General features: G+C 66.7%; 13 protein-coding genes. 3 read left to right on the top strand and 10 right to left on the bottom strand.

Translation table 11 applies throughout. The features are described 5' to 3' along the window. Positions 1-43: 43 nt before the first annotated feature. Positions 44-2,839 carry a bifunctional [glutamate--ammonia ligase]-adenylyl-L-tyrosine phosphorylase/[glutamate--ammonia-ligase] adenylyltransferase gene (gene glnE, locus LMF57_RS01960; protein WP_229290619.1) on the bottom strand — a complete coding sequence of 932 codons (2,796 nt, stop codon included), beginning with the start codon at positions 2,837-2,839 and terminating at the stop codon, positions 44-46. 365 nt (positions 2,840-3,204) lie between these two features. Between glnE and LMF57_RS01955 the strand changes: the two genes are divergently transcribed. Continuing rightward, positions 3,205-4,719, top strand: a complete 1,515-nt coding sequence (locus LMF57_RS01955; RefSeq protein WP_229290617.1) for an acetyl-CoA hydrolase/transferase family protein — start codon at positions 3,205-3,207, stop codon at positions 4,717-4,719. A 217-nt stretch (positions 4,720-4,936) separates the two neighbouring features. Here LMF57_RS01955 and LMF57_RS01950 read toward each other — a convergent pair whose 3' ends face one another. From LMF57_RS01950 to LMF57_RS01910, 9 genes are all read right to left on the bottom strand, one after another. Further along, positions 4,937-6,298: a VOC family protein gene (locus LMF57_RS01950; RefSeq protein ID WP_229290616.1), complete on the bottom strand. Its 1,362-nt coding sequence runs from the start codon at positions 6,296-6,298 to the stop codon at positions 4,937-4,939. Between the two features lie 165 nt (positions 6,299-6,463). Then, positions 6,464-6,952 (bottom strand): hypothetical protein, encoded by a 489-nt coding sequence (locus tag LMF57_RS01945; RefSeq protein ID WP_229290614.1) that lies wholly within the window; start codon positions 6,950-6,952, stop codon positions 6,464-6,466. A gap of 31 nt (positions 6,953-6,983) precedes the next feature. Next, the gene (locus tag LMF57_RS01940; protein ID WP_032975604.1) at positions 6,984-7,736 is read right to left on the bottom strand and encodes an HAD family hydrolase; all 753 of its coding nucleotides are present in this window, start codon (positions 7,734-7,736) and stop codon (positions 6,984-6,986) included. 97 nt (positions 7,737-7,833) lie between these two features. Next, complete coding sequence (locus LMF57_RS01935; protein ID WP_117309363.1) at positions 7,834-8,253, bottom strand: EF-hand domain-containing protein; 420 nt, start codon at positions 8,251-8,253, stop codon at positions 7,834-7,836. A 227-nt stretch (positions 8,254-8,480) separates the two neighbouring features. Beyond that, complete coding sequence (locus LMF57_RS01930; RefSeq protein ID WP_140226273.1) at positions 8,481-8,852, bottom strand: hypothetical protein; 372 nt, start codon at positions 8,850-8,852, stop codon at positions 8,481-8,483. A gap of 616 nt (positions 8,853-9,468) precedes the next feature. Beyond that, on the bottom strand, positions 9,469-10,182 hold the full coding sequence (locus LMF57_RS01925; RefSeq protein WP_117309361.1) for a M15 family metallopeptidase: 714 nt from the start codon (positions 10,180-10,182) through the stop codon (positions 9,469-9,471). Continuing rightward, positions 10,115-11,671 (bottom strand): serine hydrolase, encoded by a 1,557-nt coding sequence (locus LMF57_RS01920; protein ID WP_229290613.1) that lies wholly within the window; start codon positions 11,669-11,671, stop codon positions 10,115-10,117. The genes LMF57_RS01925 and LMF57_RS01920 overlap by 68 nt, the downstream gene beginning before the upstream one ends. 83 nt (positions 11,672-11,754) lie before the next feature. Then, entirely contained in the window at positions 11,755-14,754 is a 3,000-nt protein-coding gene (locus tag LMF57_RS01915) for a TonB-dependent receptor (RefSeq protein ID WP_208081651.1), read from the bottom strand. Between the two features lie 50 nt (positions 14,755-14,804). Continuing rightward, the gene (locus LMF57_RS01910; RefSeq protein ID WP_208081650.1) at positions 14,805-16,277 is read right to left on the bottom strand and encodes a transglutaminase domain-containing protein; all 1,473 of its coding nucleotides are present in this window, start codon (positions 16,275-16,277) and stop codon (positions 14,805-14,807) included. A gap of 132 nt (positions 16,278-16,409) precedes the next feature. On the opposite strand from LMF57_RS01910, the gene LMF57_RS01905 reads away from it, so the two are divergent. Together LMF57_RS01905 and LMF57_RS01900 are read left to right on the top strand one after the other, a co-directional pair. Beyond that, positions 16,410-17,855, top strand: coding sequence for an SH3 domain-containing protein (locus LMF57_RS01905; RefSeq protein ID WP_208081649.1), 1,446 nt, complete (start codon positions 16,410-16,412; stop codon positions 17,853-17,855). Continuing rightward, complete coding sequence (locus LMF57_RS01900; protein ID WP_025878242.1) at positions 17,856-18,950, top strand: dipeptide epimerase; 1,095 nt, start codon at positions 17,856-17,858, stop codon at positions 18,948-18,950. It begins immediately after the preceding gene. The last annotated feature ends 275 nt before the right edge of the window (positions 18,951-19,225 follow it).

The following is a 19,225-nucleotide window of genomic DNA, read 5'->3' as shown; positions in this document are numbered from 1 at the left end:
CAGCAGCGCATCCCCAGCGGCGGCGCATCCTGCCTTCTGCTGGTCAGGCGAACGGCAGCGATGCGGCGCTACACGCCGCCGTGATCGCCACACACGCCTCTTCGATGGCCGGCGTGGTCGGTGCCAAGCGCGGCCGGCGATCCAGCGTGCAGGCCAGCCCGACCTCCAGCAGCGTGGCGTGCGCGCGATGCAGCGCCTGTGCGGTGGCTTCGGGCAGGAACTCCGCCGCGGCCAGCGCGTCGATCAACGCCGGCGTGGCACGCGGCTGCAGCACTGCAGGGGTTTGCGCACTGCATGCCAGCACGCCGGTCTGCAGCAGGAATTCCAGGTCGACCACGCCACCCGCACCCTGCTTCAGGTCGAGTCGCGCGGCATCGCTGCGGTCCAGTTCGGTGCGCATGCGCCCGCGCATCTTCACCACATCGGCATACAGCGTTGCGCGATCACGTTCGCGGCCCAGGGTCTGCGCACGTACCTGTTCGAAATCCTGCAGCAGGCTGGCATCGCCGGCCACGCCGCGCGCGCGCACCAGCGCCTGGTGCTCCCAGGTCCATGCACGATCGCGCTGGTACTCGGTGTAGCTGGCCAAGGAAGACACCAACGAGCCCTTGCCACCATCCGGGCGCAGGCGCACGTCGATGTCGTACAGGCGGCCTGCGGCGGTGACCGCGCCCAGCAGCGCCATCACCTTCTGCGCCAGGCGTGCATACCAGCGGCCCGGCTCCAGCGGGCGCGCGCCGTCACTGGCTTCCACGCCCGGCGGGTGATCGTGCAGGAACACCAGGTCCAGATCCGAGCCGAAACCCAGCTCCAGGCCGCCCAGGCTGCCGTACCCGATGATCGCGAAACGGCCGCCGGCAATCACACCGTGCGCGGCGTGCATATCGGCCTCGGCCATCGCCAGGACGGTGATGACCACCGCCTGCGCCAGTTCGGCCAGTTGCCGGGTGCTGTCGACCGCACCCTGGCGGCCGTCCAGCGTGGCCATGGCCATGCGGAAGCTCAGCGCCAGGCGCGTTTCATTGAGCCAGCGCAGCTGCGATTCGGGATCTTCCACCGGCAGCACCTGCCGGCATTCGGCCAGCATGCCGGCGGCATCGGGCATCGGCCCGGACACGCGTACGTCCAGCAGTTCGTCGAGCAGCAGCGGGTACGCGGCCAGGCGTTCGGCCAGCAATGCACTGCGCGCCAGCACGTCGACCAGGCGCGCGAGCGCGCTGGGCTGTTCGTCCAGCAACGCCAGGTAGCTGGTACGACGCAGCACTGCCTGCAGCAGGCCGAGCACGCGCTTGAGTGCGGCATCGGGCTGCGGTGAACGGGTGGCGGCGTGCAGTAGTGCCGGCAGTACGCGGTCCAGGCGCGCACGCGCGGCATCGGACAGCGACTTCACACCCGTGCCCTGGGCGAAATCGCGCAGTGACTGGTCTGCACCATTGGCATCGAGGAAACCGGCCTCGGCCAGCAGCGGCGCGTTGCTGCCTTCGGGCAGGCTGCGCCAGTAGTTGGCCAGCGCATCCGGTGCTGCCTGGCCCTTGCGTGGTGCCAGCAGCGCACCGAACTCGGTACTGACGCGCTGCTGCTGTACACGCAGCGCGTCGCGCAGCGCATCCCAATCGGCATAGCCGAGGCCGACGGCAATCCGCTGGCGATCCAGCGCATCGCTGGGCAGCACATGGGTCTGCGCATCGCGCAGCATCTGCAGGCGGTTTTCCAGCCGGCGCAGGAACAGATAGGCCTCGCGCAGCGCGGCGCCATCATCGCGGGCGATCTGCCCGGCAGCGACCAGCGCGTCCAGCGCGACCAGCAACCGCCGCTCACGCAGCACCGGCTCGCGGCCACCGCGGATGAGCTGCAGCGCCTGGCACAGGAATTCGATTTCGCGGATGCCACCGGCGCCGCGCTTGATGTCGTCGTGCATCTCGCGCCGGGCGACTTCAGCGGTGATCGCCGCTTTCATCTCGCGCAGGCCGTCGAGCGCGGTGAAATCCAGGTAGCGGCGGTACACGAACGGACGCAGGGTCTGCAGCCAGGCCTCGCCAGCGGCGATATCGCCCGCCACCGCACGCGCCTTCAACCAGGCATAGCGCTCCCAGTCGCGGCCTTCGCGCTGGAAGTACTGATCCATTGCGGCAAATGACAGCGCGACGCGGCCCGCGCTGCCGAACGGGCGCAGTCGCAGGTCGACGCGATGGCTGAAGCCATCGACGGTGGTTTCATCCAGCAGCTTGGCCAGGCGCTGGCCGAGGCGGGCGAAGTACTCCTCGGCCGCCAGCGCGCGCGGACCGTCGGATTCACCGCCCTGCACATAGGCGTAGACCAGATCGACATCGGAACTGAAGTTGAGCTCGCCACCGCCCAGCTTGCCCAGCCCGAACACCACCAGCTGCTGCGGTTGACCGTTGTCATCGGCGATCACCCCGTGGCGCTGGGCGAACTCCTGCTGCAGGGCGTCCAGCGCCAAGCGCAGGCAGTCCTCGGCCAGCGCGGTGGCGCCCGCCAGGGTCTGCGGCACGTCGTCCAGCCCGGCCAGGTCGCGCCAGATCAAGCGGGTGGACATCGCCGTGCGCCAGCGTCGCAGTTGTGCCGGCCAATCGCTGGGCTGCAGCGGGTCGAGCACCGGCGCCGGCAGCGGCGGGCAGCCCGGCGTGGCCAGCTGCGCCAGCAGGCCGGGCTGGCGCACCAGGGTGTCTAGGGCAAAGTCGCTGCTGATGGCCAGCTGCACCAGCATCGGCTGCAGGTCGGCCGGGATGGGATCGGGCACTGCCTGGGCCAGGCGCGCCAGCGCGCGGTGGACGAGGGGCTGCAGGGTGGCGGGCAATTCGGCGGGGGCGAGGGTCATGCGGGGGATTGTATCGACCGCTCATACCGGCTGCGGGCTGGCAACGGTGATGACCCTGCCGGAGGTTGCTGGGGTTGCCGGCCAGCGGCCGGCACTACCAGATAATGCAGACTGCGCATTCATCTTGGGCGACAGGCAATAAAAAAGCCCGCTTGCAGCGAACTGCCAGCGGGCTCTGCTCCCTCCCCCACGTCGGGATGCAGGGCCATCGTGCGGTGTCCGAAAGTACTTTGCACGCTGCACTGCAAAACAGAACCGGTGGGTATGGGAGAGGCGTTGCCGGAAACACCATTCCACGAAGGTAGAACCCCCCGTACGGCAGGGGATGGCCGATAATCGGTATTCCCCCCAGAAATGCTGTCGTCATGACTGTTGATCGCATCGCCAACGCGCGTCTTCGTGACCGCGTGGTCTCCGCCGAGGCCGCAGCCGCGCTGATCCAGCCCGGTGAAACCGTGGCCATGAGCGGCTTTACCGGCTCCGGTTACCCCAAGGCCGTTCCCGTTGAGCTGGCCCGCCGCATCGAATCGGTGCATGCCCAGGGCCTGCCCTTCCAGATCAGCCTGATGACCGGCGCCTCCACCGCACCGGAACTCGATGGCGCGCTGGCCAAGGCCGATGGCATCGCCATGCGCATGCCGTTCCAGAGCGACCCGGATGCGCGCAACCGCATCAACGAGGGCAAGCTGGATTACATCGACATCCACCTCAGCCACGTCGCCCAGCACGTCTGGTTCGGCTTCTACGGTGAGATCGATACCGCCGTGGTCGAGGTCTCGGCGATCCGCGAGGATGGCTCGCTGGTGCCGTCCACCTCGGTGGGCAACAACAAGACCTGGCTGGACCTGGCCAAGAAGGTGATCGTCGAGGTCAACGAGTGGCAGCCGGCCGGCGTGGACGGCATGCATGACATCTACTACGGCACCGCGCTGCCGCCGCACCGCAAGCCGATTCCGCTGGTCAATGCCAACGACCGCATCGGCGAGACCGCGCTGCGCTGCGACCCGGACAAGATCGTGGCCGTGGTGCGCACCAATGGCCCGGACCGCAACAGCCCGTTCAGCCCGATCGATGCGACCAGCGAGCAGATCGCCGCGCACCTGATCGAGTTCCTGCAGCACGAAGTGAAGCGCGGCCGACTGCCGGCCAACCTGCTGCCGCTGCAGTCGGGCGTGGGCAACATCCCCAACGCCGTGCTGGCCGGCCTGGCCAAGAGTGGTTTCCGCGATCTGGCCGCGTTCACCGAAGTGATCCAGGACGGCATGCTCGACCTGCTGCGCGACGGCGTGCTGAGCTATGCCTCGTGCACCGGCTTCGCACTGAGCCCGCAGGCCAACGAGACGTTCAAGCAGAACATCGATTTCTACCGCGAGCGCATCATCATGCGCACGCAGGAGATCTCCAACCATCCGGAACTGGTGCGCCGCCTGGGCTGCATCGGCATGAACGGCATGATCGAGGTCGACATCTACGGCAACGTCAATTCGACGCACGTGATGGGCACGCGGATCATGAACGGCATCGGCGGTTCGGGCGACTTCGCGCGCAATGGTTTCCTGTCTGCGTTCCTGAGCCCGTCGACGGCGAAGAACGGCACCATTTCGGCGATCGTGCCGATGGCCAGCCATGTCGACCATACCGAGCACGACGTGTCGGTGATCGTGACCGAACAGGGCCTGGCCGATCTGCGTGGCCTGACCCCGCGCAAGCGCGCGCAGGTGCTGATCGACAACTGCGCGCACCCGGATTTCCGCGCGCAGCTGCAGGACTACTTCGACCGCGCCAGCCGCGAGAGCTACGGCAAGCACACCCCGCACCTGCTGCCGGAGGCGCTGTCGTGGCACCAGCGGTGGCTGGATACGGGCACCATGAAGGCCTGAGTATTGCCGGTTCGCCGGGCGTGGCCCGGCGCTACCCCGCATCGGACCTTGGTAGCGCCGGGCCATGCCCGGCGGGTGTGCCGCATCGCACCTCGGTAGCGCCGAGCCATGCCCGGCGGGTGTCCCGCATCGCACCTTGGTAGCGCCGGGCCATGCCCGGCGGGTGTGCCGCATCGCACCTTGGTAGCGCTGGGCCATGCCCGGCGGGTGTGCCGCATCAGGTGCGCAGGCTCGCCAGCGATTCGGCCTGGATGCGCTCGTAGATCTCGAACTCATCGTTCACCGCCGCACCCAGCGCCTGTTCGAAGGCCTCGCGATTGGCATGGGCGGCGTACGCGCGCTGCTCACCGCCGCCCAGGTTCGACTGGAAGATGCCTGCGGCACTGACCGGCAGGAAGTCCTCGTAGACGATCGGGTCGGCCGTGGCCAGGCCCGCAGCAACCAGCACTTCGGCCGGCAGATCGGCCACGCGCTCCGGCGCGGCGCGGCCAGCGTCGGTCAGCTGGTAGCGGTAATACCCCAGGCCTTCCTGGCGCAGGGTGTCGTGGTCATCCGGGAAACTGGCGAACACCGCCTGCAGGCGCTGCCCATAATCACCACCAGTGCTGCCCGCGCCGTCGGCATCGCGCGCCTGCGTCAGCAGCTGGTCGTACAGCGCGCGGCCCTTGGCAGTCAGCGCCAGGCCGCGCTGCTCGATCTCGCCGAAGCGCGCGGTATGGGTACCGGCGTCTCCGCCCTCGTTGCCCGGGAAGTGCACCGCCTCTTCCAGCGCCTTGAAGCTGGTCTGCCGCAGCAGGATCGGGCAGACGCGACGCGGCGGGCCCTCGATCACCGCCTTGGCCGCCATGCCGTGCTCGATCATCGCCGCCTGCGCAGCGTCGATGTCCAGCGTGCGCGGGGTCAGGTGGTTGATGTGCGGGCCACGGAAGCTGACCACGTCGGCCACCAGCCGGTGCGCCTTGTGCAGGGCATGGTAGGTCGGCAGGTCGACGGTGGCGTCGCCATGCCAGCGGAAGGTCTCCAGCGCCTGTTCGACGAAGCGCTCGGCATCGGCCTGGGTCAGGCCACCGTCACGCTCGGCCTGGTCGATCAGCGCCAGTGCGTCGTCGGTGAAGATGCGGCGGCGGGCGAGGATTTCGGCCGACTGCGCACGCAGTGCCCCGTCTTCGATCAGCTCCAGGCGCAGCAGCGAGGTGAACACGCGGAACGGGTTCAGTGCCAGCGCGGCGGCGGTCAGCGGACGGAAGGCGGTGGAATGCACCGGCACGCCGGCCACCGACAGATCGTAGTAGCCCACCGGGTACATGCCCATCACCGCGAACAGGCGGCGCAGGGTTGCCAGTTCCTGCGGGGTGCCGACGCGGATCGCGCCATGGCGTTCTTCATCCAGGCGGGCACGCTCGTCGTTGCGCAGCAGCTGCGCGGCCAGCGCCGGGTCCTGCGCCAGGACCTGCGTGTTGATCCGCTCCACCAGTTCCACCAGCGTGCCGTACAACGGCACTTCGGTGCGGTACATGCGGGACATGGCCTGGGCGAACAGGCGGCGGATCACATCAGGCGAAACGAAAGAGGCGCTCATCAGTCACTCGATTACGGGAACGGGGAACAGCTCGGACCCGTATTGTCGCCGGAGCGCGCGGCGGCGGCGATACGCAGAGCAACATGACCTGCGATGGGTAGTGCCGGCCGCTGGCCGGCAACCTCCGTGCGGCGGGGGCATGCAGTTGCCGGCCAGCGGCCGGCACTACCGTTTGAGCTGGCGCTTCAGCGTGGCATCGAGGGTGATCGGCCGATCCCAGTGCTCGTAGCTGGCCACGATGGCGTGACGAACGGCCCGGTAGTGCAGGTTCTGCGGCTTGGCCGGCATCCGCCTCACCACCTCGGCCCAGCCGCCCTCGGGGTCCTGGCTGAAGGCACGCACGCTGTCGCGGCAGGTCTGGCCACTGGCCTTGGCCCAGAAACAGGCGAAATAGATGTCGCCGGCCTGCCACTGGTGGGTGGTGGCCAGCGCAGCGATGTAGCCGCGCGGTACACCGGCGTAGCGCGATACCTCGTCGAGGAAGGCATCGGGGTAGCGCTCGGCGTAGTGGTTGATGTCGGCCAGCTGGGTGTCGACCCAGGCATCGCCGGTATCCACTTCGTACGTCGCCGAACGTTCGGCGGTCTGCTGCGCCAGCACGATGGCCGGCGCCAGCAGCAGGGACAGCAGCAGGGCGCGCAGTGGCAGTTTCATGCTTCGATTCTGCCGCAGCCGCCGCGCCGTGTCAGGCCGCGGCAGCGGCCTTGGCCTCGATCGTCGCCAGCGCCGCCGGCCAGTCCCAGGCGGTATCGGCGTTGACCATGCGTGGTTCGTCGTCGGCCACGCCGTGCTGGGTCTCGTGCGCCCAGGTCACCGCGTAGGGGGTATGGATGCCCCAGCCGCCGAGGGTGATCACCGGTTCGATGTCCGAGCGCAGCGAATTGCCGACCATCACGAACTGCTGCATCGGCAGGTCGAATTCGGCCAGCACGCGGGCATAGGTTTCCGGGTCCTTCTCGGACACGATCTCGATGCGCGGGAACAGGTCCGCCAGCGCCGCGACCTTGATCTTGGCTTCCTGGTGGAACAGGTCGCCCTTGGTGATCAGCACCACCGGGTACTGTGCGGCGATGGCGGCCACCGACTCGCGTACGCCGTCGATCAGTTCGACCGGGTGGCGCAGGGTGTCATGGCCGATGTCGAGGATGCGCTGGATGTCCTTGGCTTCGATCCGCTGCGAGGTGATCTCGATGGCCGCTTCGATCATCGACAGCGTCATGCTTTTCACCCCGTAACCGAACACGCCGAGGTGGCGCTGCTGCACTTCCAGCAGGTGGCGGGCGGTCTGGGTGTCGTGGACGTCGATGTAGCGCGACAGCAGATCCAGGTAATCCTGTTCGGCCTTGCGGTAGTAGTCCTCGCTCTTCCACAGCGTGTCGTCACCGTCAAAACCGACCAGGCCGATGGCGCGCGAGGGCGCAGGCGTGGAGGTGTTCATCGGCCTAGGATACAGGCGCGGCGATGACGAAAAAAACCCGGGTGGCCGAAGCCACCCGGGTTGCCCATGCACCGGTTGTCCCGAATTCAACCGTGGATCAGCGACCCTGGCCTGCGGCCGTGCCACCGGCGCCGGCACCCGCCTGCTGGGCGGCCACGTAGGCCTTGTACTCGTCGGCGCTCAACTGGCCGTCCTTGTTGGCATCGGCCTGGTCGAACACCTGCGCAAGGCCCGCATTCACCTGCGACTCGCTCTTGCTGATGGTGCCGTTGCCATCGGTATCGATGCTGGCCCACGTTTGGCCACCGCCGTTGGCCTGCGCCGAGGCTGCTGCGGCCGCGTCGGTGGCCTGGTCAGCCGCCTGGCCTGCCTGTGCCGCCGCCTGCTGGGCCTGCGCCGCTTCGTTCTGTGCCTGCGCGGCCTGCTGCTTGGCCGACTGCGCCATCGCCGGGATGGCCAACACGCTGCCGGCGGCGACGATCAGGGCGATCAGGGGCTTGCGGTTGCGAATAGTCATCTGGGGTGTCTCCTGAAGGGTGGTAGTGCGCGGTCGTTGTCTCCGCACGGCACCCACCCTGCCACCGCGTTTCTGAATCGATTTTGCGCCGCGATTCCCTCGAACACGCATGGTTAACCACTGGCGCAGACGCATGCGTTAGCGCGGTGGTTAGTGCGAAGTGAGCAGGTAGTAAGACGAGCATTCAGCGCTGCAGCATTTAACCGGCAGCGAACGAAAAACCTGCGTCAGTCGACGGTTTTTTCCGATGACCGCGAACTGAACAACACCCATCCCAATGCAACACCGGAGAGCGCACCGGCGATCTCCAGCACCACGCGGCTGCCCAGTTCGTTCGGATCGTGGATGGTGGACAGGAACAGGCGCGCATACAGCGGCGACTCCAGCCGCACGATGCCCATGTAAAACAGCTTCCAGGCATCGATGCCGGCGGAGATGATCACCGCGATCACGCACGACCAGCCGATCGCATGGCCCACGGTCCAGCGCAGCACCCGGCACAGGTGGTGCCACAGGAAATACACCAGCAGGCCGACCAGCAGAGCGATGAGGCCCGCCTCGAGCGTACCGAGCAGGCCGAAATGCAGGGGAAGGTTCATCGGGTGAGAACGCAGGAGAAGGCGGCCAGTGTAAGGGGTATCGGCAGGGCTGCGCCCCTGCACCTGCAGAGGCCAGGGCAACAGCAACCGCAACCGCAAAAGCAACAGCGGGCATTCCGTGGGATGGCGGGGCGGTGTCGGATTGCGGGGACGCCGTAAACCCATCCCTGGGGGCTTGGCCGCGGCATCCATGCCGCGGACACCCCGCAATCCGACACCGCCCCGCCTTCGACAGGTTCCCGACGACGGTTGGATTTGTTCCGGTAGATCCACGCCATGCGTGGATGGATTTCCATCGAATCGAATATTTCGACAATTGAACGAAGAACATCCACGCATGGCGTGGACCTACCGTGTCGACCAAGGTCGACACCCACCAGGAGCACGCCATGCCATTCCGACAGATCGCGGAAATCTGTCGAAGGCGGGGTGGGTCCGGTTGCGGGGGCGTGAGCCGCATGGATGCGGCGACCGAGCTTACATGGACGTACTTGCAGCGGCCCCCGCAACCGGACCCACCCCGCCCACTCTCAGGAACCCAGCTTCTGCTGTTGCTGTTGCTGTTGCTGTTGCCGTCGATTCGGCGGGTGCAGGGCGCAGCCCTGCCGACACCCCCTTACCGCACTGGCACGTCGTAGGCGGTACCGGGGTCCGGCTCGGGCTGCAGCGTGTAGTGCCACCACTCCTGCGCATAGTTGGCGAAACCACGCCGTGCCATCGCCTGTACCAGCTGCTGGCGGTTGGCCCTCTGTGCGTCATTCAGGCCGGGCGTCTGCGTGTGCGCGCGCGGGCCGAAGAAGTCGAAATCGGTGCCCATGTCCATCGGCGTACAGCGCCCGCTGCGGCAATCCAGCACGCCCAGATCCACGGTGGCACCACGGCTGTGGCCAGAGCGCTCGGCGATGTAGCCGTCGCTCAGCAGCTGCGGCTTGTCCAGATCCGGATACTGCAGCGCCTTGCGCGACTGTTCCTGCGGATCACTTACCCAGGCCATGAACGCCTGCACCGCGCGCACCGGGCGGTAGCAATCGTAGAGGCGCAGCGCGAAACCCTGCGCGCGCAGGTCGGCCTCTACATCGGCCAACGCCTTTGCCACCGGCGCCAGCAGGTAGCATGCAGGCGCCTCATAGCCGGGCACGCGCGCAGCGGTGAAGTTGTTGGCACCGGCGTAGCGGATGTCCATCTCGATGCGCGGTGACAGCGTGCGGATCTCCACCAGTCCTGCCGCAGTGGCGTCGGTGGCGGTCGAGATGCGTGGTGGCTCAGCGGCGTGGGCCGCCGCTGCCAGGGCAATCGCCAGTACGAGTGAAATGCAGGTCCTGGAAGTCATAGCTGAAGTCGATCTCCGGATCGATGGCGCGCAGCTCCAGCGTCGGCGTGCCTGCATCGGGATTCAGCCACGCCTGTGCCGAGGGTTCCAGCGTATCCCACTGCAACAGCCAGCGCCCTTCCAACTGCTTCACTGTTGCCTGCAGCGCGGGCGATTTGTCCACACTCAAGCGCAGGCCATTGCTGGTGGGGCATAGCGAGGCGGGGCCAAGCCAGGGATCGCGGTAACGCCCCTGCCATTGCGCCAGATCAGTGGTTGCGGCCGGTCGGGCCGCCCGGGTAGAGGGCGCACGACTTCCCGTGGCGGCGCGCGCGGCCCGGTCGGCCTTCAGCTCGGCCAGGTAGTACCCCACAGGTTGCGCGTCATCCGGCGCGGTGAACTGTTTCAGCGTCGACTGCATCAACGCGGTGCGGGCTTCTTCGGCCTCGCCGTTGATCAGCATCACCACGCCGACCTTGCGATCCGGCAGCAGCGCCAGCGAGGAATACATGCCCGACAGCGTACCGGTGTGCGAGACCTTCCAGTGCCCGTCCATGTCCGACACCCGCCAGCCCAACCCATAGCCATAGAAGTGGGCGTTGTCCCACTTGCGTTGGCGTTCGCCCAATGGCATCGGCATGTGCAGCGTCCACAGCATGCGGCGTTGCTCGGCGCCCAACCACGCCGGTGCCAGCGCCGGGTCCAGCAGCACCTGCATCCAGCGCGTCATGTCGCGCAGCGAACAGCGGATGCCACCGGCCGCCATCGACGTCAGATCGGGGCTGAGCGTTCCATCGGCACCGGCCACCACATTGCGGCCATCGCGACGCACATGCGGTTGCGCAACATTGCCGACCTGCTTCACCGACCATGCACCCACCTGGCAACGGGTCATCCCCAGCGGTTCAAACACCTGCTCGCGCATCAGCTGGTCATAGGGCTTGCCACCGGCGGCCGCAGCCACCTCCCCGGCAACGACGTACATCAGGTTGTCGTAGGCGTAGCCGCTGCGGAAACTGGTGACCGGCTTCAGGTGTGCCAACCCGGCGATGACATCGCTGCGGGTGAAGGCATTGGGCTCAGGCCACAGCATCAGGTCACCGGCACCCAGGCCGAGGCCGCTGTTGTGAATCAGCAGATCGCGCACCTGCAGGTGTTCGCCCACCCACGGGTCATGCATGCGGAACGCCGGAAGATGGCGGCGTACCGGGTCGTCCCAGCGCAACTTGCCCTGCTCCACCAGCGTGGCCAGCAGCGCGGCGGTCATCGCCTTGCTGTTGGAGGCGATCTTGAACAGCGTGTCTTCGTCGATGCGGCCGCCGTCACCGCGCCCCCCTTCGGTGTGGCGATAGACCACCTGGCCATCCTCGACCACCGCCATCGCCAGCCCCGGCAGGTGCTCGTGCTGGCCCACGAAGGCGATGTCGGCGTCCAGGCGTGCGGTGTCCACTGCCCCTGCTGGGGCGGTGGGGCTGGCCAGTACTGCAGCCAGTAGCAACAGACGATGCAAGTCAGTCTCCGTCAGGCAGCGCGCAGGCAGGTACGGCGTTCATCACGCCACGCCGCCCCGCAGGGCGGCGCGCAGATGCATCCTCAATAATTCCAGGTCACCGTCAACTGCGCATAGCGCGGCGACTGGAAGCCCGTGCCATAACCATACATCGGGTTCGGCGTGCCGATGCTGTCCTGCGGTTCGTAGTCCTGGTCCACGGTGACCACGCGCTGCTGGTTGAGCACGTTGTACACCGCCAGCTTCAGGCGCAGGTCGGTGGGGATCGGCACCTTGTAGGAAACGCTGACGTCCAGATCGTAGGTCCACGGGGTACGGCCATCGCCACCGCGCGGCGAATGCACGAACACGCGTTCGGAGGGGACCGTCGACTGGCAGTTGGACACACACACGTAATAGCTGTGGAAGTCGGTGTCGTCGAAGGGATTGCCCGCACCGAAGCGGGTGATCGGGCTGCCCGACTGCACGCCCAGGGTGGCGGCCACGCTGAGGTTCTCGGTCAGCGCGTAGCTGCCGCGGAACTTGAACTGGTGGCGGCGGTCATTGGCCAGATAGCCATAACCGCGGTAGTTCACCCATGGGTTGTCGAAGTTCTCAGTGCGGCCAGCGTCGGCGAAGTCGGTATCGGAGTTGACCGGGCCTTCGGCGTTGCCGCGGCCGTAGGCCAGCGTATAGGAGGCATTGAAGCCCCACTTGCCATCCCACGCGCGATCGACCTGCAGTTCCAGCGCCTTGTAGTCACGCTTGGGCTTCACCCAGCCGCGTTGGCCCACGTAATTGCCGTCGTCGTCATACAGCGCCCAGCCTTCCTTGGAGGTGTCGATGTCGATCCAGCCATCGTTGCTGCCATCGCAATTGGTGTCCCCCCAGACTGTGTTCGTGCGCCCGGGGTTTCCCATGATCCAGACGCCGTCGATCGCACCACACTGGCCGGTGGCGGTGATGTTCATGTCATCGATGGCGTTGCTCAGGCGCCGGTAGGTGACGCTGGCGGCAACCGACCACGATTCACTCAGCATGTGCTGGAAGCCTAGAATCGCCTCATCCTGGTAGACCGGATCCATGTCCCGGTTCACCTCGGCGCGCAGGTCCGGCACGCTGCCATCGCCCTGCGAATTGTCGACCGGACCGATCTGGCCGCCCAGGTTCGGCACGTTGTTGGCGGCGCCGGTGTAACCCAGGAACTCATACCAGGTGCGCTCATCGAGGAAGCCACCGGCCTGCTTGATGTTGATGACATTGGCCACCGGCAGGTAGTAACGACCCAGGTTGCCGAACACCTTGGTGGTGCCATCACCACGAACGTCCCAGGCGAAGCCCAGGCGTGGCGCGATCATGTTGTCGATCTTGATGTAGCTGTCGCCGTCGCCGCCCTTGTTGTCGAACCCTTCCACGCGCGCGCCGATGTTGAGCAGGAAATTCGGGGTGACCTGCCAGTTGTCTTCCAGGTAGTAGGCTGAGTTGATGGTCTCGAACGAACCGGCCACTTCGTAGCGGCGGGTACGCGCGACCAGGCCGCTGGCGGGCACGGTGCCGCCGTTGAGTGAACTGCCCGGCGTGCGGTAGTAGATGTCGTAGCGCAGGCCACCGGGACCGGGATAGGCGCGCTCGTAGTCGGAGGTGTTTTCTTCGCGGTCCAGGCCAAAGCGCAGCAGATGGTTGCCGATGGACCATTCAAAGTCGGCGCGCGCGGCCTTGCGCGTATCCAGCGCCGACTCCAGCTGCGAACTGCTGGTGCAGCTGCGGTCACCCTGCAGGTTGGAAGGCACGCCCTGGCTGGCAGTGCGATTGTCGAACACGCGGTTGCAGTTCTCGTCCATCAACGAGCTCTGCGTGCGGTTGCGCTTGTTCTCGCCATACATCAGCTTCATGGTCAGATCGTTGTTGACCTGCCAACTGTAGGTGCCCGACCAGTTCCTGCCGCCCACCGTGTTGTAGATCTGGTTGTTGCGCTCGGCTGCGACAGTGCCGGTGTCATGGTCGTAGCGATAGACGTCGGTGACGGTATCGCTCTTGTCGGAGAATCCGAACAGCGACAGCATCTGGTTGTCGGTGATCTGCCAATCCAGCTTGCCTCCCCAGAACGGATCATCGGCAGTACCCCGGTTGAACACGGTACCGGCATCATTGGTCGAATTGGGCGTGTAGTCGCGCGCTTCGTACATGCCGAAGAAGAACAGCCGGTCCTGCACCAACGCACCGGAGGCGAACACATTCAGCGCACTGCGCGAGTAGTCGTCACGGCTGGCGGTGATGTAACGGCTGCCGTCGCCGTCATAGCGGTCGCGCGCCTGCGACTGCCAGGCGCGGGGCTCGAACACCAGTTCGGCACCGGCCTTGAAGTCGTTGCTGCCCGAGCGGGTGACGGCGTTGATGACGCCGCCGGTGCTGCGACCGAACTCCACCGAGTAGCCGCCGGTCTTGACCTGGAACTCCTGGTAGAACGAGAACGGTACCGACGAGAACCCGACCCGGTTGTAGAAGTCGGTGACGTTCAGGCCGTTGATGTAGACGGTGTTCTCCGCCACCGACGAACCACCGAAGGAGATGCCCTGTCCACCCAGCGAGCCCTTGCCCTTCACCGCGCCAGGCGCCAGCAGCGCCACTGCGGTGATGTCACGGTCCACTGGCAGCCGCGACAGTTCCTCGCGGGTGATGTTCGTGGCCGACTCGGTGGACTTCACGTCCACCATCGATACCACCTGCGGCGCGCGTACTTCCACGGTTCCCAACGTGCTGACCGCGCCCAGCGGCACATTCACCGTGGTTGCACTGCCCAGGCTGACGGTGACCTGGCCGACGCGGCTGGCAGCACCACCCGGCAGGCTGACCTCCATGTCATAGGTGCCGACCGGCAACAACGGAATGCGGTAGCTGCCCTTGCTGTCGGCCTGCACCGAACGCACAAAGCCGGTGGCGGGGTTGCGCACGGTAACGGTGGCACCGGCAGGCACCTGCCCGGCATCGCTGGTCAGGCGGCCGACCACGGCACCGTCCTGTGCGAATGCGCTGGGCGCCAGCGTGGCCATGCACGCGCCGAGGGCGACGCACAAGGCCGCCCGCTTGATGTTGTAAGCCTTCATCCCCTGCTCTCTCCTGCAAGAATTGAATGGTGGTGGGGTGGTGTGTCGCGCTAGCGTTGCCCGGCTGGCAGTACCCGCCACTGGAGGTCGTAGCTCCATTGGTCGAAGTACAGGTTGCCGCCTGACCACTCGGCCTCGCCGCGCTGCGAGTCGACCGTTTCCGAGCGGTAGTGCTGTTTGGCCGGCACGAACGCCTGGCCGAAATCGTCGTTGAAGGCGATGCGGTAGCCATCGAGGCCACCGAGGTAGAAGTCATGCAACGCGGGCGTGTCGCTGGCCAGCGCGCCGGTGGTCACATCCATCGGCAGCCAGCCATAGGGCGCCAGGTAGACCTGGCCCCAGTCGTGCAGGTTGTTGTAGCCGCTGCCATCGTCGGAGAACACCATGCCCGACTGCCAGCGCGCGGGTATGCCGTTCATGCGCAGCAGGGCGATCAACAGCAGTGTCTGCTGCCCGCAATCGGCATGGCCGGCGCGCAACGCGTAGTCGCTGATGTTGCTGAGGGTCGAGTACTCACGCGCACCGGCCCACGGAATACGGTCGACCGCGGCGAACAGCTTGCGCACCACTTCATACGGGCGCGTCTCGCCCTGCAGCACCTGGTCGGAGAACAGCTTCAGCGCGGGCGTGAAGCGCACGTGCGGCAGCTGCTCGGCCAGATAGGGCTTCAATGCTGGATCATCCGGCGTGGCCTGCACCTTCGTCGCATCGATTGCCGTGTGGCGCGCGAAGATCGTCAGCGCATAGCGGATTTCAAAGTGCGTCGGCTGCCCGGCCACCGCCTTGGCCTCCAGGTAGGCGGTGCGCTGCTGGGTGCTGGCCGGGGCGACTCGAGCCTTGCCTGGTGCACTGCCGATCCACTGCACGCGCTCCTGCTGGCCGGGAATCTCGCGCGGGTACGGAATCCAGGCACGTACGGTTTCGCCGGCCGGTACGGCATCCGCCTTGACCGTCAACGATTGGGTGAATTCGATGCGCTGCGGCAGCACGGATGCCATGCCGCTCTGTTCGGCGGCGGCAACCACGCGCGCGTGATGCGCGTTGAGCACCTCGTTGGGGCCCGGCGCCGGCATCGGCGCATCCGCGCGGCGGCGTGCACGCGCTTCATCGCTGAGCAGGAACAGGTTCGATGGTGCGCGCTTGAAGTACCGGCGCGTGCCATCGATGTCGAGATGCTCGATCAGGCCAAGCTGGTCCCAGCGCGCGAATTCCTCGTCGGTCAGGTCGGGAATCCAGCGGCGTACCGCTGCTTTGGCAGCGGCTTGGTCAAGGGAGAAATCCAGTTTGATGCGGCGCATGCGCTCGCGCTGGAACGCGCTTTCGGCAGCATCGCCTGCGGTCGCCAGCAACGCATCGGCATCGCTGAAACGACCGCTGTCGACCAGATCGATCAGCTGCGTTTCCCGTTCGCGATCAGTGGCGCTGCGCGGATCCGCGGCCGGTGCCGCCGACGCCCACAGCAGCAGCGCGGCACACAGGCCGGCAGCGGCAGGCAGAGACGGTTTGCGAACGGCAGGATCCACAGCGACACTTCCCAAGCGCGGGTGGTAACGGCTGTGTAACACGGGCCGGAAGACCGGTCAATAATTTATTCTTGCTTTCGAGGCCGAAAGGAATAAATATTCCAACAGGCATTCGAGGAGGGTGTGCAGCGCATGATCCTGGCTTCCCGCGAACCGCGTCGGCACTGGCCGCACCGGTTGACCTTGGCACTGGCCCTGGGCCTGCTGGGCGCACCCGCATTCACCCAGGCGGCCACGCCTGTACCCGACCCCGGCGCCCCGTTGCCTTACGTGATCGGCCTGCACGAGGCCTACCTCACCGCGGACTACTGGGCGGCACGGCTGGACAATGCCGACGCACCTATCCTGGACCGCGCGCAGATCGAGGCGCAGAACGCACGGATGCGCGCGCAGGACAAGCACATCCAGGACATCGCCACCCTGCCTGCGCAGCTCAGCGCGGCACAGGTGCGTGACAGCATCGGCGCGCTGTCGAGCTGGCCCACGCGGGCGCTGTATGACGACAAGGGCCGCGCCATCGCACCGGACGTGCGCAGCGCGATCGAAGCCAACCTCGGTCTCGATGCAGTTCCGTCGCAGGTGTCGCCGAACTACGCCCTGGTGGTGAAGCGCGCCGCGCTGCGCACCTTCCCCACCCGCCAGCGTGTCTTCAGCACCGTCGGCGACACCGACATCGACCGCTTCCAGGAGTCGGCGCTGTTTCCCGGTGACAAGGTAGCCGTCGTCCACCGCAGCACCGACGCCCGCTGGCTGTTCGTGCACAGCGAGCGCTACAGCGCATGGATCGAAGCCGACGCGGTGGCCAGCGGTGACAAGGCCACGGTGCTCGGCTACGGCGCGAAGGGCCCGTACCGCATCGTCACCGCTGCCACAGCGCACACCGCCTATACACCCGAGGAACCGCGTGTCTCGCGCCTGCAGCTGGACATGGGCGTGCGCCTGCCGGTGTTGGCCGACTGGCCCGCCGCCGAGCCGGTGAACGGGCAACAGGCGCACGCCTCGTGGGTGGTGCAGCTGCCGGTGCGCGAGGCCGATGGCCGCCTGAAGCTGGTGCCGGCGCTGCTGCCGCGCTCGCAGGACACCGCCGCCGACTACCTGCCGCTGACCCCGCGCCTGCTGCTGCAGCAATCGTTCAAGTTCCTCGGCGAGCGCTACGGCTGGGGCCACGACTACGACACCCGCGACTGCAGTGGATTCGTATCGGAGATCTACCGCAGCTTCGGCGTGCTGCTGCCACGCAATACCAGCGCACAGGCGGTCAGTCCCGCGCTGGACCGCTTGCCGTTCACCGCCAAGGACGGCAAGGCCGTGCGCGACCGCGCCGTCACCGATCTGCAGGTGGGTGACCTGGTCTACATCCCCGGCCACGTGATGATGGCCATCGGCCACGTCGATGGCCGCACCTGGGTGATCCACGATACCGCGGGCGGCAGCTGGTTCGGCGCCGACGGCAAGCGTGTGCAGGCCCACCTCAATGGCGTATCGGTCACCCCGCTGGAGCCGATGATGGCCAGCGACAGCGTCCGCTACATCGATCGCATCACCAACATCCAACGCCTGCGTGCCAAGAACCCCTGAATGAAGATCACCGCCATCGAACTGGGCATGCTGCGCGTGCCGCTGAAGACCCCTTTCAAGACCGCGCTGCGCACGGTGGAAACCGTGGAGGACGTGGTGGTGCTGATCCGCACCGACAGTGGCCACACCGGCTACGGCGAGGCGCCTGCCACCGCGGTGATCACCGGTGACACCCACGGCTCGATCATCGAAGCGATCCGGCACTTCATCGCCCCGCGCCTGATCGGCCAGGAGGTGGTCAACCTCAACCGCCTGTGCACGCTGGTGCAGACCGCAATGGAGCGCAACACCAGCGCCAAGGCGGCGGTGGAGATCGCCCTGTACGACCTGTGGGCGCAGCTGCATGGCGCGCCGCTGTACCAGATGCTCGGTGGTGGCGACCCGGTGATCACCACCGACATCACCATCAGCGTGGACTACATCGACAAGATGGTGGCCGATTCGCTGTCGGCGATCGAGCGCGGCTTCGAGTCGCTGAAGATCAAGGTCGGCAAGGACATCGGCGTGGACATCGAACGGGTCAAGGCGATCCATGCCGCCGTCGAAGGCCGTGCGCTGCTGCGCCTGGATGCCAACCAGGGCTGGACCGCCAAGCAGGCGGTGCATGCGATGCGCACGCTGGAAGATGCAGGTGTGGTGCTGGAACTGCTGGAGCAGCCGGTCAAGGCCGCCGACATCAGCGGCCTGAAGTACGTGACCGATCGGGTCAACACCCCGGTGATGGCCGACGAGAGCGTGTTCAGTCCGAGCCAGGTGATGGACCTGATCCAGCAGCGCGCCGCCGACATCATCAACATCAAGCTGATGAAGACCGGTGGCCTGTCCAACGCAATCCGCATTGCCGACATCGCCGGCATCTACGGCGTGCCGTGCATGATCGGCTGCATGATCGAATCCAGCATCAGCGTGGCCGCAGCGGTGCACCTGGCGGTAGCCAAGAGCGATGTGATCACCAAGGTCGACCTCGACGGCCCATCGCTGGGCCAGTTCGACCCGGTCAGCGGCGGGGTGCGCTTCAACGAGTCGGAGATCAGCATCAGCGATGTGCCGGGGCTGGGTATCACCGAAGTGCGCGGGTTGGAGATGCTGGGTTGATCCGCGCAGTCGAGCATGGCTCGACTCTACAAGGGCCGCGCCCCGGTAGATCCACGCCATGCGTGGATGCTCCTGCTCTTGCTTCTGCCCTACCCCGTACCCCCTTCGCGGCTGGCACGCGCGCGATCTGTCCGAGGTCGGGCGGGTGGGGTTTGCAGGGGTGTCCGCGCCATGGGCCCGAGGCATGCCTCGGGCGGGTTGGGCAGGACGCCCAACCCCGGTCTTGCCGTTTGCGCAGGACAGCGCAAACGAGCAAGCGCGGCCAAGCCTCCATG

The sequence above is a fragment of the Stenotrophomonas sp. SI-NJAU-1 genome (genome assembly GCF_020883215.1).
Taxonomy (GTDB): domain Bacteria; phylum Pseudomonadota; class Gammaproteobacteria; order Xanthomonadales; family Xanthomonadaceae; genus Stenotrophomonas; species Stenotrophomonas indicatrix.
This window is presented reverse-complemented; position numbering and strand designations above follow the sequence as displayed.